The sequence below is a fragment of the Bombilactobacillus bombi genome (assembly GCF_003522965.1).
Taxonomy (GTDB): Bacteria; Bacillota; Bacilli; order Lactobacillales; family Lactobacillaceae; genus Bombilactobacillus; species Bombilactobacillus bombi.
The window spans coordinates 781,483-798,351 of sequence record NZ_CP031513.1 but is presented as its reverse complement, the minus strand read 5'-3'; the positions used below and the strand labels follow the sequence as shown (position 1 = coordinate 798,351).

The following is a 16,869-nucleotide window of genomic DNA, read 5'->3' as shown; positions in this document are numbered from 1 at the left end:
AGTAAACTCGTTTAGAAAAACGATTTTTAAAGGTTTTAGAATATTTTAACATTGTTTTGCTGAGTATTAAAAAGAGGAGCCAGCAGAGTATGCAATTAGATAATACACGAAAATTATTGTTTGAAATTTGTGAACAAGATGGGCTAGATCCAGACGAAGATTTTATTACACCTGCAGCAAAGATTGTCACTGCACTAAATATTCTTTTAGATTATTATGAAAAAATATACTATACTAATCTGAAAAACGACATTTCTTCACTAAATCATGAGTTGCCTGACATTAACGATAAAATTGAATTAACAGCAGATTTAGCTTTTGCTGAAGCGATTAAATTAAATAAAAATATGGCAACCTTGTTTCAGGCTAATATGATGGGATGATAATATTCAAAAGTATTTTTGAAATAGTATTTTACATATTGAGAATTGGAAAGATACAAAAATTGATAATTTGAGACACAAAATAAGCCATCAATCATTACGATTGTGGCTTATTTAAAAACTTTATTTATCGCCCGTACGGGAATTGAACCCGTAACTCCACCTTGAGAGGGTGGCGTCTTAACCATTTGACCAACGGGCAATACAACAACAAATATAATACCCAAGATTAAATAATTAGTCAATAGCTAATAAAAATATTGTTGAAAAATTAAATCTGAGGGAGTATTATCAAATATAATTAGTTTTTTCAGTAAAAGGCTAACTAATTACTTTGTTAATGGATTAAGATGATACATTAACCCATAAATAAGGCAGAAAGATTATTGATAAAATGTAAAATAATATTAGCTTTGATGTTTTTAGTTTTCACATAAATCAGACCCAGAACAAATCCTAAAATAGCTTTTGATAAGAAATAAATAGGATCACTAGAAATATGCATTAAACCAAAGATAATAGCACTGATTGCTGCACCAAAATATAAATTATCGGGAAAGAACCAATTAATTAAATATCCTCGAAAAAAGATTTCTTCTGTAATCGGAGCAATAATTGTGGCATAAATAACAAATAAAACGGGGAAATGTTTTACAAGTTCCGTTTGTGCATTAACATTACTATTGCCAGTCGTTTTCATTAAAGGAAGTAAAATCAAATTAATACTATAATTAAAAACAGCAGCGATAATAATCCAAATATAGCTTTTAGAAGAAAGAGACTTAGTCGCAAAATTTTGTGTTCTTTTGAGGATATAAATCATAACAAAAAGCAAAATTACTGCTGTACTTAAAAAAGTTAGATCAATAAATAATTTATTATTACTGGAGGGTTTGGTTATTGTTAAAATACTTGGTGGCAGCTGCTGTAGCAGATATAAAAATAATAGTGCCAATATTTTGCCAATTATGTTAAGATAGTTGTTATTTTGTGGTTTTAAATTCATATTTACACCTTGTTTGGAATGGAAGTGGAATAATGTTTCATGTTATGAAGAACCGAATTTCGCTGATGAGCGTTTTCGGTGCGATTGTTTTTATGTCCCTGCAAGTTTTAGGAACTTTGTACATTCCTAATATTACCTCTGACATTGTCAATAATGGTATTACAAGGGGCGACACACATTATATCATAGTTGCTGGTATAAGAATGCTAGTAGTATCTTTGTTTGTTGTGATTGCCTCTTTTATGAATGTCTTATTGGCATCCCAAGCTTCACAAAAACTAGGACAAAATTTACGTAATGATATTTATCGTAAAGTGTTGTATATGTCCAATGATGAATTTGATCAGGTCGGAACTTCATCATTAATTACACGAACTACTAATGATGTCGTTCAAATTCAAAACGTAACTTTAATGATGTTGCGAATGATGATTATGGCACCGATTATGATGATTGGTGCCAGCTTTATGGCCTATCAAAAAAATCAACAATTAACAAAAATTTTTGTTTTTGTTTTACCTATTTTAGTTATCGTTATTGGAATTACGATGTATTTTGCAGTTCCTTTATTTAAAGCGATGCAAAAAAAGATAGATCGTCTGAATTTAGTTTTTCGCGAAGGCTTAACTGGTGTGCGGGTTATTCGTGCATTTCGGCAAGATGATTGGGAACAAGAACGATTCGATGTCGCTAATAAGGATTACACACATAACGCTCAGAAAGTTTTTTCCATTATGGCTGTTATGTATCCCTTAATGACTTTGATTATGAGTGGTACTAATATTAGTATTACTTGGTTTGGTGCTAAATATATTGCTAATCAAAGTATGGAAGTTGGTAATTTAATTGCTTTTATGACTTACGCAATGCAAATTTTGATGAGTTGTATGATGCTTTCGATGATTTTTGTTTTTGTTCCTCGAGCCCAAGCTTCAGCTACTCGAATTAATGAAGTTTTGAAGATGAAAAGTGATATTAAAGAAGATACCCAAGCTGATGTTTTGCATAATGAACCTGCAGATTTGCAATTTGAACAAGTGGATTTTGGCTATCAGGGTGCACAAGAATGTGCAATCAAAGCTGTCGATTTTCATGTTAAGGCTGGTCAAACATTAGGTATTATTGGGGGAACTGGTTCGGGTAAAACAACTTTAGTTAGTTTGATTGCACGAATGTATGATGCCCAAACAGGATTAATCAAACTAGATAATCATGATATTCGTTCTTTGTCCTTGCGTGAAATTAATGACCAGGTTTCTTTGGCACCACAAAAGGCGGTTCTCTTTAAAGGAACTGTAAGAGATAATCTCAAATATGGCAATTCCAAGGCTAATGATGAGCAATTATGGCATGCTTTAGAAATTGCCCAAGCAGCAGATTTTATTAAAGAAGAACAAGGATTAGATACTCTTGTAGAACAAGGTGGAGATAATTTTTCAGGTGGTCAAAAGCAACGCTTAGCCATTGCTCGTGCTTTGGTCAAAGAAGCGTCAATTTATGTTTTCGATGATTCTTTTTCTGCATTGGATTTCAAGACGGACTCGCTATTAAGACAAGCATTGCATAATGATTCAAGAATGCAGAGCAAAGTTATGGTTATTGTCGGTCAAAGAATTTCAACAATTGCAGACGCAGATGTCATTATTGTCTTAGATCATGGTAAGATGGTTGGCCGCGGAACTCACCAAGAGCTCAAGCAAAACAACCGTACTTATCAAGAAATTATTAAATCACAGATTAAGGGGGAAACTGTTAATGGCTAGTCATGGTCCACATGGAGCAATGATGATGAATAAGCGCAAACCCAAGAATTTTTGGGGAACTTTGGCACGTTTATTTCATTATATGTCTGGATATGTTTTTTCCTTGATTTTAGTAATTATTTTGGCTATCACTTCCACTATTTTCCAAATAAAAACTCCTAAGGTTTTAGGTGAAGCCACTACTGAAATATATAAGGGTGTAATGGCGGGGATTGCCCAGCAAAAAGCGGGCTTTAATCTTAGTAAATTCCCGATTAATTTTGGCAAGATTGAACATATATTGTTAATTGTTGCAGGAATGTATGTTTTGTCGGCATTATTTAACTTTTTTCAGCAATTATTGATGACGCGTGCTTCACAGCAAACAGTTTATAAGCTGCGTAAAGATTTAAAACGCCAAATGAAATTATTGCCTATCAGTTACTATGATACGCATAATAATGGTGATATTATGTCACGAGCTATTAACGATATGGATAATATTGCCGGGACGCTTCAACAAAGTATTACACAACTGATTACTAGTATTGTAATGTTAGTGGGTACATTGTGGATGATGTTTACTATTAGTTGGCAATTAACATTAATTGCTTTGGCAACAGTACCATTGAGTTTAGTTATTATTGGTATCATTGCTCCTCGTTCGCAAAAGGCTTTTGCAGCTCAACAAAAATCTTTAGGTTTATTGAATAATCAAGTAGAAGAGAATTATTCAGGACACTTGGAAGTGAAGACTTTTAACCATGAAGAACAATCTTTGTCTGAATTTGAATCTGAAAATGATAAATTTTATAAATCTGCTTGGAAAGCACAGTTTTTAGCGGGAATTATGATGCCGTTAATGACCTTTGCGAATAATTTAGGTTATGTTGCAGTAGCAATTTATGGTGGTATCCAGGTTTCACATGGTAGGTTACCAATTGGTGACATTCAAGCATTTTTGCAATACACCCAGCAATTTTCTCAACCTATTACACAGTTGGCAAACTTAGCTAATACTATTCAGGCTACTGTTGCGTCAGCAGAACGAATCTTTGAAGTTTTGGATGAGCAGCAAATGGCACAAACACCAGTTGATGTTCCAGATATTTCAACTGATAAGCTCATTCAATTAGATCATGTCCAATTTGGATATGACGGACAAGATTTGTTGATGACTGATTATTCCTTGGATGTTAATCCAGGAGAAATGATTGCCATTGTTGGTCCAACTGGTGCGGGTAAAACTACAATTATTAACCTATTAGAACGTTTTTATGATATTAAGGGTGGCTCTATTCGACTGAATGGGCAAGATACACGTAATTTAACTCGCGAACAATTACGCTCGCACTTTGCGATGGTGTTACAGGATACTTGGCTATTTACGGGCACAATTTATGATAATTTAAAATATGGTCGCGAAGATGCTACTGAAGATGAAATCATTGCTGCGGCTAAGGCTGCTCACGTAGATGAATTTGTTCGCCAATTGCCACAAGGCTATAAGACCATCTTGAATGAGGAAGCTTCCAATATTTCTCAAGGTCAACGGCAACTACTAACGATAGCACGCGCTTTTGTTGCCAATCCTGAAATTTTGATTTTAGATGAAGCAACTTCTTCAGTCGATACAAGAACTGAATCTCAAATCCAGCATGCGATGGAAAGTTTATTGAAAGATCGAACTAGCTTTGTTGTTGCACATCGCTTGTCAACAATTCAAGATGCCGATAAGATTATTGTAATGAATCATGGTTCTATTGTAGAAACTGGGAATCATGAACAATTATTAGCCAAAAAAGGCTTTTATGCTGATTTATATAACTCACAATTTAGTGGTAATGTTACTATTTAGGACAAATTATGTATTTACTAGATAAAATTCAAAATTTAGTTACATCACAAATCGTTCCAGGAGTTAGTTATGCGTATCTCAATCACCAACAAATAACTAAAGGAACTAAGGGAGTTAATACTTGGCAACCACAGATAACGGCATTACCTAGTAATCCTTTGTATGATTTGGCTTCTTTAACTAAAGTAATCGGGACAACGACTGTTTTGCTGCACTTAATTGAGCAAGAAAAACTCTCGTATGATACTCCTATTCAGCAGTGGCTGCCAACATTTTGTGATTCACGCGTGACTTTACGTCATTTAATGACGCACACTTCGGGGATTCAAGGTTATATTCCGCATCGTGATCACCTAAATGCTTCTGAATTAGTACAAGCCCTGTTGCAATTACCAGTGACAAGCGATTTTGAAAAAGTAATTAAATATACAGATACGGGACTTATCTTAGCCGGATTGATTATTGAAAAAATTTACGAATTACCTGTACAAACAGTGATTGAACAAGTAGTCTTACACCCCTTAGATTTAAAATCCGCCACATTTTCGCCTATAAAAGATAACTGTGTAGTAACGACAACACGTCGCGGTCGCCATCTTCAAGGTATCGTGCAAGATCCCAAAGCTCAACAATTAGGCAAGCACTGTGGATCGGCAGGATTATTTGCAAGTTTAGATGATTTAATTCGTTTTAGTCAATTTATGTTAGGTCAGTTAACTATACCTGCAGCACCCCTAAAAAGAAATACGATTAAAAATTTGTATCAAAGTTTTACTAAAATAGAGCCAGGACGTTCGTTCGGCTGGGATTTAAAATGGAACCAAAACCAAGAACCGGTATTATATCATACAGGTTACACAGGAAATTTTATTGCATTGGATTGGCAACAACAGCGAGGTTTGATTGTCCTGAGTAATCGGGTGCACCCTTACAATGATAATCAGCGCTTTTTGGCAGCACGCCAAGCTATTATGGAGTTATTTTTACAAAATTAGAATAAATGCCCGTTAATGATTAGCAAGAAGTTAATCATCAACGGGCTTTTTTAATTATTAATTTTGACAATTTTGATAGTAATAGATGGCTAACTGAGTTCGGTCTCGAACTTGTAATTTATCTAATAATTGACTGATGTAATTGCGCACGGTGCCTTCACTTAAATAGATGCTTTGTGCAATTTCTTTATTGTTTTTACCAGCAGCAACTTGAGTTAAAATTTCTTGCTCTCTAGTGGTTAAATCTTGACTAAAGACATCAATATGGGTATGAGCAACAGGTTGAATTTTATTCATAATTTCATTGCCAAAAACAGATTGATTGTTAGCTACTGCTTTAATGGCAGGAATAATAGCATCAAGATTTTGCTTAACAAGATAGCCCTTAACACCTAATTGTAAAGCTTGTTGAATATATTCATCATCAACAAAGGTTGTTAAAAGTAAAATTTTAGCCTGCGGATGTGCTTGCATAATTGTCTGTGTAGCAACTAATCCACTTTGCTCTGGCATGCGAATATCTAATAATAAAACATCCGGCTGATATTGTTCATAGGCTTGGATTGCTTGTTTTCCATCGTGACCACAAGCAACTACTTGTAAATTAGAATTAGCATTGATAATTGTTGTTAAAGCTTGAGTAACTAGTCGATCGTCATCAACTACAACTATTTTAAGCATATTTGAAATCCTTCTTTGGCAAAATTAAAGTAATTAAAAATTTGTTTTTTCCTTGATATATATGCAATTGTCCGCCAACTTCTTCGGCCCGTTGCTGCATGCTGATTAAACCCATACCTCGATTAAACTCCGTGTTTTGAGGACCATCATTGAGAATTTGAACTTGATAAAAGGCTGGTAGTATTTGGAATTTTAGTAGGACTTGATGAGCTTGTGAATGCTTCATAATATTCGTTAAGGCTTCTTTGATAGTCATGATAATGACATTATTGAAAGTGTTGGACAAGTCTTTAAAGATAGATCCTTGGATTTGCAGTGGGCAAAAAGAAAAATCTGCAATTATTGGTTTTAGCGCTTGGGACAAGGTTAAGGAATGTTGCTGAATGTCATGAACACTAACGCGAATACTAGTCATCGCTTGATTGAGAGTCAAATTTAATTGAGTTAAAACAGGTTTTAACTGGTGATCTTGATTAATAGTTTGAATAGCTCCTAATTGAATAATACTACTGGATAATAGATGACCAACATTGTCATGTATATCGCGGGCAATGTGATTACGTTCTTGAGCTAGCTGTAATTGAATCTTTGTTTGTTCATTAGCTTTTAAAGCTAGATTTTGTGCTTGCAGTTGCGCTTGTTTTTCAAAGCTATCATCTAGCAATTGTAGACGACTTTGATTTAATTGTTGCCAACGATGATTTTGAAAATCAAAGTAAATTGCTAATATTACTGCTCCACTAATGAGTAAACTAGTCCAATTATGCTGCCAAATTAAAGGTATCATCAAAAAAATTAATGTATTGGGAGATGCTGACAACAATATCCAACGGCTTATCATGGGAAAGAAATAGCTTAATCGAGGATACCAACAAGCAAAAATGCCTAAGATGCATATCAAGAAATAATCACCCCAAGGATGCGGCAATAAAATTTGTAAATTAAGGCTGACAATACTTAATAATAAATAAATAATCATATATGGTTGGAACTGTTGATGTATGAGTAAGGCTACTCCTAAAATTAAGAAAAAAATTAATTCACCAATAATATTATGTGCTAATTTCACTATTAACTCCTAATAATTATGACATTTGTCATCTAGTCTTGGTCAAAAGTCACTGGTCAGAAACTTTTATCTTAATTATAGTAGAAATTAAAGAATTAAGAAACGGGGTGGGGAAAATGATTATTGATGTACAAAATTTGGTTAAACGTTATAAAGAGTTAACAGCGCTCAATCATGTGAATTTACAAGTTCAACCTGGAGAAATATTAGGATTGATCGGCCCCAATGGTAGTGGCAAATCCACACTGATTAATTGTATTTTGGCACTTTTGAAATATGATCGTGGTGAAATTAAAATTTTTGATCAACCAATGACACCTAATAATTATGCTGTGAAAAGTCGTATTGGTATTGTTCCGCAAGAAATTGCCGTTTTTACAGAATTAACTGTGCAAGAAAATATTAGTTACTATTGCGGCTTATATATTCATGATCATCAAGAATTAACTACTAAAGTTCAACAAGCTATTGAATTAGTAGGGCTTAAGGATTTCGTGAAGTTTTATCCTAAACAGCTTAGTGGTGGTTTAGCTAGAAGATTGAACATTGCTTGCGGAATAGCCCATCAACCAGAATTAATCTTTTTAGATGAACCAACAGTAGCAGTAGATCCACAAAGTCGGAATCATATTTTGGAAAGTATCAAATATTTAAATGAGCAAGGGGCGACTATTGTCTATACTACGCACTATATGGAAGAAGTAGAGCTTTTATGCGATCATATTGTAATTTTGGATCAAGGACAAATCATTGCTCAAGGGACAACAGAAGAACTTAAAGCCATGGTCAAGAATCATGAAAAAATACTATTAAATATACCACTTTTAACTTCAGTTCAAGTACAGACAATTCAGCAATTACCAGCTATTCAGCAAGTGAGTTATCAAAATCAACAATTAGAAATTACAAGTGCTGACTTAGAACAAACAATGTTGCCGCTATTAGAGTATTTACAGCAAGAAAAGATTGTTTACGCTAATATTCATACTCAACAAGTATCTTTGAATGATGTCTTTTTAACAATTACCGGGCGTCAATTGCGCGACTAGAAAGGAGAAAGAAAATGTTGGGACGTTTAATAAGTTGTCGTCTGAAAGTGTTATTGCGAAATAGGTCTTTGATATTTTGGACTTTAATTTTTCCCATTGTGCTAGGCCTTTTCTTTAAATTAGTCTTCAATAATTTGGATCAAGCAGCAATGTTAACTACAAAAACTCCAATTGCTGTTGTAGGTAATAACCAAGACAGCCAATATTTGACGCAAATTCTTACGCAAGCAAAATCACAACAACATCATCTTTATCTCGTACATCATTTAACTTCTATGCAAGCAAATCAAAGTTTAAATAATGACAAAATTGTTGGTTATTATGATACGCGCACTAACCCCGTTAAATTAATAGTAGTTAATAATAGTGAACAACAAGCAATTCTTCGCTCTATTTTGAGTCAATATGAGCAAAATCGGACTTTAACTATGAACTTATTAAAGTCAGGCCAGATATCTGCTGCGCACTTAGCAAGTGAAATGCACAAGCAACCTCAACGCCATTACACTCAAAATATCGCCCAAGGACGTAAATTTGATAGTATGAGTTTTTATTTTTTTACATTGGTCGCAATGACGATTGGTTTTGGCTTCAGTTTTGGAATTAAGAATGCTAACGATGAGCAAGCAAATCAATCTGCTAATGGAATCAGAATCAATTTGACTCCAACTTCTAAATTGATGATGATTACAAGTAATTTAATAGCTGCTTTAATAGTTTTGTATAGTATTATTTTACTAGTTTTAGCTGTTTTTCATTTTGGATATCAAATTGATTTTGGCCACCGCTGGGGAGCAATTCTAGGAGTTTGTTTTATTGGGAGTGCTTTGCAAATTTGTCTGGGTAAATTTTTAGGCAATATATTAGCGCAAAAAAATTATTCACAAAAATTAGGCTTTGGTTATTTTATTATTATTATTTTATCGATGCTTGCAGGAATGATGGGTACACAAGATATAAAATATTGGATTGACATCCATCTTCCGCTATTAGGGAAATTAAACACGGTAAACTTGATTAGTGATAGTTTGTATCAACTATTTTTTTACCAGTCATTGCAGCCTTTTTATCAAAATCTTTACTGGCTCATGGGCTTATCAATCATCTTAATTATTATTGATTACCTTTTGGAAAGGCGGTCACAATATGTCAGTTTATAAAAGTGTTACGAAAATTTTACGCAAAAATATTGGTCATCTCGTAGTAGGGCTGGTAGTAACAATTATTATGTTTTTGTTATTGGCCATCAATTCTACTAATCACAAGCAAACACTTGTGAATACTAAAGTAGCCATTATTACATCTCAAAAAAATGCTTTAACTCGTTCTCTAACTCAATATCTGAGTAAACAGCAAAAAATTGTACCTCTAAAAAATACCAGCCAAAGAAGTATTGATGATGCTCTCTTTTTTGAAAAAGTTGATTATGTTTTGTATTTACCGGCTAATGCACAGGCTAAAGTTCAAACTGGAAAAAAAGTGAAATTTACTACACAAGTACGGCCAGGTACCTTTTCTAAAGAATTAGTTGATGGCAATATAGATCAGTATTTTAACACCTTAACTAATTATCAACGGGCTTTGCCACATGCTAATTGGAAGCATGTGTTAAATGCAACTAATCAAACTCTTAATCAACAAGGAAAAGTTCAATTTAACCATCACTATTACCAAATAAAAAAGCATGAGAAACTTGCAGTAGTTTATAACTCCTTAGCGTATGGTTTAATTCTTGTAATTATGAATGCCTATGGAATAATTAATTTGACATTTAATCGGCGTAAAATTCGTGAACGTAATCAATGTTCACCCTTATCACCCCAAAAAATCACCCGCCAAATTAATAGTGGTATAGCAGCTTATATAATTGTAATTACAGTCATCTTTTTATTGCTGGCATTAGGCTATACGCAAGATAGCTGGGATTGGCAGACGAGTTTATTTATTGGCAATACTTTATTATTTGTTTTGTCAACAGTGGCGCTAGCTAGTTGGTTAACAAGTCTAGTAAAAAAATCAGAAGCTCTATCTGTTATCATTAGTATCTATAGTTTAGGAACATGCTTTTTAGGAGGAGCATTTATACCTACTAGCGTCCTTCCTAATTTTATTAATAAGATTGCATGTTTTACCCCCACTTATTGGTTTGTTCATAACAATAATTTGGTTGGAGCAACTGTTAACTTCAATAGCAATTTTTACCAAAATTTTGGTAAATCTGCTTTAATTATTTTGGCCTTTACGGCTGCTTTTGGAACTTTACAGTTATTAGGACAGCAACTTGGTAATACTAAAAAATTTCAAATTTAATTTAAATTCAAAAATAGAGTTGGAATATTATCCAACTCTATTTTTAATCTTATTTTTGTTTGATATCGCCACTAGCAATGAGCTTTTGCCGCAGTTGTAACATTGCAGTATAAGTTGCTAAAACATAAATTTTATCGTTAGGTTGGCTTTTTAAAGCAGCAATAAAACTATCTAAGTTAGCTTCATGTTGCAATTTATCTGCTGGGGCACCTGCAATTTTAAAGCGGAGGTCAATGTCTTGCCACCGTTCACCGCCAGTCACAATTGGTTGAATTTTATCAAAAGGTAATTCTTCAAAGTCGCCATCCCAAATCCAGCTAGTATCAATTCCATCAGCATAGTTAGCGTTTAGAGCAAATCCTAAACAATAATCGTCAGTATCAGTTTGTAAAGTAGCAATTACTTGATTAAGGCCAACGGGATTTTTAACGAGAATAATAGTCAGCTGTTTATTATCTAGTTGAATTACTTCTTGACGGCCAAAAACTTGTTCATTACCATTAAAGGCTTGCTCAATTTGATCAACAGTTACGCCAAATTCACTGCCAGTAGCATATGCGGCCAATGCATTATAAATATTATACATACCACCAATATTGATTGAAAATTCTTCTCCATCTAAATCAAAGTCAGATTGATCAGGTAACAATTGATTAATGGCTGTAACTTGGTAATCTAATTGTGGCCGCTGAAATCCGCAATTCAAGCAAAAGTAGCTGCCTAAATTGGCATAAGTAATCAGATGATAATGCATAATATGCTGACATTTAGGACACAAAACTCCATCTACATTAAATTTAGCCCTGATATCATCTTTTTCATGGTTTTGATCGCTAAAACCATAGTAAATTTTGGGATTAGGAAGATCAATTGAATTAAAAATTGCAGCATCAGCATTAATAATCAATTTGGCTTGCGGTGCTTTTTTGATGCCAGCCACAATTTTTTCAAAGGTGGTATAAATTTCTCCGTACCGGTCCATTTGATCACGGAAGATGTTAGTTAAAACAAAAGCACTAGGTGTCATAGCTTCACAAATTGGAGCCACATTAGCTTCATCAACTTCTAAAACTGCAATTTTTTTATCAGTTGTTTGATGAGCAGAGTGTGCTAAAAAAGCTGAAGTAATGCCTTGAGTCATATTAGAACCAGTAGGGTTCGTTAAAACATCTGTATACTTTTGCTGTAAGATTTTGGTAATTAGGGAAGTCGTCAAAGTTTTACCGTTGGTGCCAGTAACAATAATTACTTCGTAGTCTTGACTTAATTCGCGTAAGACTTTAGGGTCAAACTGATAGGCTAATTTACCTGGTAAAGAACTACCACGATGAAAGACATTATGTAGTACTTGATAGGTTATGCGGCCTAGTCCGGCTGCTAATTTTGATTTTATACTCATAAAAACATCCTTTTCTGTATAGAAAAATAATACCATAATTTCTATAAATACTTTATAGTTTTCTAGAGAAGAATTGTGGAACTTTACTTAAAATTAGGTATAATTAAAAGCGGTGAATTATTTGAAAGGGGCCAAAAAAGTGGCACAACTATTTTTTCGATATGGAGCAATGAATGCTGGTAAGTCAATTGAAGTTTTAAAAGTTGCTCATAATTATGAGGAGCAAGGCAAACAAGTATTATTAATGACTAGTAGCTTAGATACACGTGATGGTGAAGGCCAAATTGTTAGTCGAATTGGTTTAAGACGTGAAGCTTTTGCTATTCAAAATGATACCAATTTGTTTGCAGTTGTCCAAGAAAAATGTCCTGCAGCTGCTTGTGTCTTAATTGATGAAGCACAGTTTTTAACAATTGAGCAAGTGCAGCAAATTGCACGAGTTGTAGATGAATTAAATATTCCGGTCATGGCCTTTGGTTTGAAAAACGATTCCCAAAATCGTCTCTTTGCCGGAACAAAAGCTTTATTAATTTATGCTGACAAAATTGAAGAAATGAAGACTATTTGTTGGTTCTGTCGCAAAAAAGCAACGATGAATCTTCGTATTACCAATGGGCAACCTGATTACGGTGGTGAACAAATTCAGATTGGCGGTAATGAAAGTTATTATCCAGTTTGCCGTAAACATTATTTTAATCCACCAATAAATCAAATATAGAAAGAAGGTTTTAAAGTGGATAAAATTTTTGATCAATTAGAGGGTCTAGTTGAACGCTATGATGAATTACAAGAATTAATGAGTGACCCTGAAGTGATTAATGATACTCCGCGTTATTTGAAAATTTCCAAAGAAGCCGCCGAAATGGCTAAAGTTGTTACTGAATTCAAAAAATATCAACGTTTAAAAGCGGATATTTCCCAAAGCAAAGAAGTTTTAGAAGACAGCAAAGATCCGGAATTAGAAGAACTAGCTAAAGAAGAATTAGCAGAACAAGAAAATGATTTGGCAGAGACCGAAAATCAAATTAAAATTTTAATGATTCCCCAAGACCCTAATGATGATAAAAATATTATTATGGAAATTCGCGGAGCTGCCGGTGGCGATGAAGCCAGCTTATTTGCTGGCGATTTGTTGAATATGTATGAACGATATGCAGAACGGCAAAATTGGCAATTTGAAATTGTTGATGAGAATAAGACAGAAGTTGGCGGTTATAAAGAAGTTGCGATTATGATTACTGGAAAAAATGTTTTTTCCAAATTAAAGTTTGAAAACGGCGCTCATCGGGTTCAGCGGATTCCTTCGACAGAATCTGCTGGCCGGGTGCATACTTCTACAGCCACAGTTGCAGTGATGCCTGAATATGATGAAGTGGATTTAGAAATTGATCCCAAAGATATTCGTGTCGACGTTTATCGTTCTTCGGGTGCTGGTGGACAACATATTAATAAGACTTCTTCGGCAGTACGAATGACGCATCTTCCTACTGGGATTGTGGTAGCAATGCAAGATCAACGTTCACAACAACAAAATAGAGAAAAAGCGATGCAAATTTTGCGTTCGCGCGTTTATGACTATTATGAATCTCAAAATCAAAGTGAATATGATGCAGAACGCAAGTCAGCTGTTGGTACTGGTGATCGTTCTGAACGCATTCGTACCTACAATTATCCGCAAAATCGAGTAACTGATCATCGGATTGGTTTGTCGTTGAATAAATTAGATAAAATTATGAATGGGCAATTGGATGAAATTATCGATGCCCTCATTCTATCTGATCAAACTAATAAGTTGGAGCAGATTCAAAATGGAGAAACAAAGCTATATTAATGCCCTGAATTGGGCTTTTTTAATATTAAAAAAGCAACAGCAAGATCCTGAAATTGCCCAATATTTGTTATTGGAGCTAACAGGATGGAATTTAACCAAACTAACCTTACATCAACAAGAGTTAATGCAAGCTGATTTGCAGCAACAATATCAAAAAGCTATTCAATTAGCGGCAACTGGCGTACCACCACAGTATATTTTAGGCAATGCTTGGTTTTATGGTCGACAATTTAAAGTGACATCAGATACTTTAATACCGCGACAAGATAGTGAAGCAATGATTACCCAAATTTTACAAGACAGTCCAGCTGCTAATAGTTTATTAGAATTGGGAACTGGCTCGGGAGCATTGATAATAACGTTGGGCTTAAAAGGTAAATATTCAAAATTAACGGCAACAGATATTTCTGCAGCAGCTTTGCAGATAGCTCAAGAAAACAGTCATCGCCATCATGTCGCAATAAATTTTTTATTGGGTGATTTGTTTGAACCCGTTGCAAATCAACAATTTGATATTATTGTCTTTAATCCTCCTTATATTGCTGATAATGAAATTGATTTAATGGATCAATCCGTTTTGGATTTTGAGCCGCACCAGGCATTATTTGCGAGTGAAAATGGATTAGCATTTTATCGGCAGATATTTCAGCAAGCGCCAGATTTTTTAACGCCAAAAGGAAAAATTTATTTAGAATTTGGCTTTCAACAACGAGGAAAAATTAGTAAAATGTTTCAAGAGCAATTACCCGATTGGCAAATTGAATTTTTTAACGATTTAGCTAATCATCCGCGTTTTTTGCGAATTCAGCGAAAAGAGGTGAAATAAATGAAAACTGCAATTCTATTGCCAAATAATGTCCAACAAGCTGCAAAATGGTTAAATGAAGGTAAACTAGTTGCTTTTCCAACCGAAACGGTCTACGGTTTAGGCGCAGATGCGACTAATTCTCAGGCGGCTCAATCTGTGTATCTTGCTAAGGGGCGGCCTAGTGACAATCCTTTGATTGTCCATGTTAATGGTCCCAAAATGGTTTGGCAATATGCTGATATTCAACAAAAAGATACAGCCATGAAATTGATGGATGCTTTTTGGCCAGGGCCTTTAACCATTATTTTACCTGTTAAAGCTGGCAAGTTATCCAAAACAGTTACTGGTGGTTTAGATACAGTTGCGTTTAGAATGCCTGATAATGAAACAACTTTACAATTAATCAGTCTCTTAGACAAACCAATTGTAGGTCCATCTGCGAATACTTCTGGAAAGCCTAGTCCCACTTTAGCAGAACATGTCTATCATGATTTAAATGGTAAAATAACTGCCATTTTAGATGATGGTCCTACTCGGGTTGGTTTGGAATCAACAGTATTGGACTTGACTAGTGAGGTGCCAACAATTTTACGTCCGGGAGCAATTTCATTAGAGCAGTTAAGAGAAGTAATTGGAACCGTACAAAGCGATCACCATCAAGTTCAAGCTGGTGAAATTCCTAAAGCACCAGGCATGAAATATAAGCACTATGCCCCTCAAGCACAAGTCATAATAATTGATTCAATTTCCGATTTTGCTCCAGCCATAACTCGAATTGAGCACAAGAAGGTTCCTTTTGCTGTGATGGCTGAACAGAAAGTTTTAGACCAACTGGATTTAACGCCAGCGCAAGAAACTTTCTCTTTGGGAGAATCTCTGGCTTCTGCGAGTCATTTATTGTTTGCCGCTCTACGTCAATTTGATTTAAATCCACAAATTAAATATATTCTAGCGCAAGGATTTTCAGCATCAGGTTTAGGCGCTGCTTATATGAATCGTTTGAATAAATCAGCTGGTAATACCCATTTTAAAACACAGGAGGATTAATAATGTCCAAATTTACAGTTTTAAATCATCCCTTAATTCAGCATAAGTTAACTCTGATTCGTGACAAGGAAACAGGTACGCAAGAATTTAGAGGAATTGTGAATGAAATTGCAGAATTAATGGTTTATGAAATGACGCGTGACTTACCTTTAAAAGATACAAAGGTACAAACCCCAATGGGTGAAACTGTTCAAAAAGAATTAGCTGGAAAAAAATTGGCGGTAATTCCCATTTTGCGGGCTGGATTGGGAATGGTTGATGGTGTTTTACGTTTGATTCCAGCTGCTAAAGTTGGTCATATTGGGATGTACCGGGATGAAAAAACTTTAAAACCACACGAATATTTTGTGAAGTTGCCTTCGGATATTGATCAGCGTGAATTATTTATTGTTGATCCAATGTTAGCAACGGGGGGATCTGCGAATATGGCCATTGATGCCTTGAAAAAACGGGGCGCTAAACATATGCGCTTAGTAGTATTAGTAGCAGCACCAGAAGGTGTTCGTAAAGTTCAAGCTGCTCATCCTGACGTTGATATCTATGCTGCAGCTTTAGATGAAAAAATTAATGAAAATGGTTATATTTTTCCTGGTTTGGGTGACGCTGGAGATCGTTTATTTGGAACTAAATAATTTTATATAGAAAATATTTATTTTTGCTTTGAATTTGTTGTTTTTTGGTGGTAATCTGG

16 protein-coding genes and 1 tRNA gene are annotated in these 16,869 nt (G+C 34.6%); 12 read left to right on the top strand and 5 right to left on the bottom strand.

Translation table 11 applies throughout. The annotated features are described in order from the left end of the window. Nucleotides 1–89 precede the first annotated feature (89 nt). Nucleotides 90–383: a hypothetical protein gene (locus DS830_RS04125; RefSeq protein WP_118908350.1), complete on the top strand. Its 294-nt coding sequence runs from the start codon at nucleotides 90–92 to the stop codon at nucleotides 381–383. Between the two features lie 130 nt (nucleotides 384–513). Here DS830_RS04125 and DS830_RS04120 read toward each other — a convergent pair. Together DS830_RS04120 and DS830_RS04115 are read right to left on the bottom strand one after the other, a co-directional pair. Continuing rightward, nucleotides 514–585: transfer RNA gene (locus DS830_RS04120), tRNA-Glu, on the bottom strand. A gap of 156 nt (nucleotides 586–741) precedes the next feature. Next, nucleotides 742–1,389 (bottom strand): CPBP family intramembrane glutamic endopeptidase, encoded by a 648-nt coding sequence (locus DS830_RS04115; RefSeq protein WP_118908349.1) that lies wholly within the window; start codon nucleotides 1,387–1,389, stop codon nucleotides 742–744. A 32-nt stretch (nucleotides 1,390–1,421) separates the two neighbouring features. On the opposite strand from DS830_RS04115, the gene DS830_RS04110 reads away from it, so the two are divergent. Genes DS830_RS04110 through DS830_RS04100 form a run of 3 tightly spaced genes read left to right on the top strand, consistent with a single transcriptional unit; the run spans nucleotide 1,422 to nucleotide 5,984 of the window. Continuing rightward, nucleotides 1,422–3,152 (top strand): ABC transporter ATP-binding protein, encoded by a 1,731-nt coding sequence (locus DS830_RS04110; RefSeq protein WP_118908348.1) that lies wholly within the window; start codon nucleotides 1,422–1,424, stop codon nucleotides 3,150–3,152. After that, nucleotides 3,145–4,989, top strand: coding sequence for an ABC transporter ATP-binding protein (locus tag DS830_RS04105; RefSeq protein ID WP_118908347.1), 1,845 nt, complete (start codon nucleotides 3,145–3,147; stop codon nucleotides 4,987–4,989). The genes DS830_RS04110 and DS830_RS04105 overlap by 8 nt, the downstream gene beginning before the upstream one ends. A gap of 8 nt (nucleotides 4,990–4,997) precedes the next feature. Then, complete coding sequence (locus tag DS830_RS04100) at nucleotides 4,998–5,984, top strand: serine hydrolase domain-containing protein (RefSeq protein ID WP_118908346.1); 987 nt, start codon at nucleotides 4,998–5,000, stop codon at nucleotides 5,982–5,984. Between the two features lie 57 nt (nucleotides 5,985–6,041). Here DS830_RS04100 and DS830_RS04095 read toward each other — a convergent pair whose 3' ends face one another. Further along, nucleotides 6,042–6,665, bottom strand: coding sequence for a response regulator transcription factor (locus tag DS830_RS04095; protein ID WP_118902237.1), 624 nt, complete (start codon nucleotides 6,663–6,665; stop codon nucleotides 6,042–6,044). Continuing rightward, the gene (locus tag DS830_RS04090) at nucleotides 6,658–7,734 is read right to left on the bottom strand and encodes a sensor histidine kinase (protein ID WP_118908345.1); all 1,077 of its coding nucleotides are present in this window, start codon (nucleotides 7,732–7,734) and stop codon (nucleotides 6,658–6,660) included. The genes DS830_RS04095 and DS830_RS04090 overlap by 8 nt, the downstream gene beginning before the upstream one ends. A gap of 116 nt (nucleotides 7,735–7,850) precedes the next feature. Here DS830_RS04090 and DS830_RS04085 point away from each other — a divergent pair, with 116 nt between their 5' ends. From DS830_RS04085 to DS830_RS04075, 3 genes are read left to right on the top strand one after another with little or no spacing between them, the layout of a single operon-like run. After that, on the top strand, nucleotides 7,851–8,783 hold the full coding sequence (locus DS830_RS04085) for an ABC transporter ATP-binding protein (protein ID WP_118908344.1): 933 nt from the start codon (nucleotides 7,851–7,853) through the stop codon (nucleotides 8,781–8,783). A 14-nt stretch (nucleotides 8,784–8,797) separates the two neighbouring features. Continuing rightward, nucleotides 8,798–9,943, top strand: coding sequence for an ABC transporter permease (locus tag DS830_RS04080; protein WP_118908343.1), 1,146 nt, complete (start codon nucleotides 8,798–8,800; stop codon nucleotides 9,941–9,943). Next, nucleotides 9,930–11,093: an ABC transporter permease gene (locus DS830_RS04075; RefSeq protein WP_118908342.1), complete on the top strand. Its 1,164-nt coding sequence runs from the start codon at nucleotides 9,930–9,932 to the stop codon at nucleotides 11,091–11,093. The genes DS830_RS04080 and DS830_RS04075 overlap by 14 nt, the downstream gene beginning before the upstream one ends. A 49-nt stretch (nucleotides 11,094–11,142) precedes the next feature. Here the strand turns inward: DS830_RS04075 and DS830_RS04070 are convergent, their stop codons facing one another. After that, complete coding sequence (locus tag DS830_RS04070; protein WP_118908341.1) at nucleotides 11,143–12,492, bottom strand: Mur ligase family protein; 1,350 nt, start codon at nucleotides 12,490–12,492, stop codon at nucleotides 11,143–11,145. Between the two features lie 139 nt (nucleotides 12,493–12,631). Between DS830_RS04070 and DS830_RS04065 the strand changes: the two genes are divergently transcribed. The 5 genes from DS830_RS04065 to upp are packed head-to-tail and all read left to right on the top strand — an operon-like array spanning nucleotide 12,632 to nucleotide 16,810. Beyond that, nucleotides 12,632–13,210 (top strand): thymidine kinase, encoded by a 579-nt coding sequence (locus tag DS830_RS04065; RefSeq protein ID WP_118908340.1) that lies wholly within the window; start codon nucleotides 12,632–12,634, stop codon nucleotides 13,208–13,210. Nucleotides 13,211–13,225: 15 nt separating this feature from the next. Next, entirely contained in the window at nucleotides 13,226–14,323 is a 1,098-nt protein-coding gene (prfA, locus tag DS830_RS04060) for a peptide chain release factor 1 (protein ID WP_118908339.1), read from the top strand. Next, nucleotides 14,301–15,149, top strand: coding sequence for a peptide chain release factor N(5)-glutamine methyltransferase (gene prmC / locus DS830_RS04055; RefSeq protein WP_162887513.1), 849 nt, complete (start codon nucleotides 14,301–14,303; stop codon nucleotides 15,147–15,149). Before prfA ends, prmC begins: the two co-directional genes overlap by 23 nt. Then, the gene (locus tag DS830_RS04050; RefSeq protein ID WP_118908337.1) at nucleotides 15,150–16,178 is read left to right on the top strand and encodes an L-threonylcarbamoyladenylate synthase; all 1,029 of its coding nucleotides are present in this window, start codon (nucleotides 15,150–15,152) and stop codon (nucleotides 16,176–16,178) included. A 2-nt stretch (nucleotides 16,179–16,180) separates the two neighbouring features. Beyond that, nucleotides 16,181–16,810: a uracil phosphoribosyltransferase gene (upp, locus tag DS830_RS04045; RefSeq protein ID WP_118908336.1), complete on the top strand. Its 630-nt coding sequence runs from the start codon at nucleotides 16,181–16,183 to the stop codon at nucleotides 16,808–16,810. Nucleotides 16,811–16,869 lie beyond the last annotated feature (59 nt).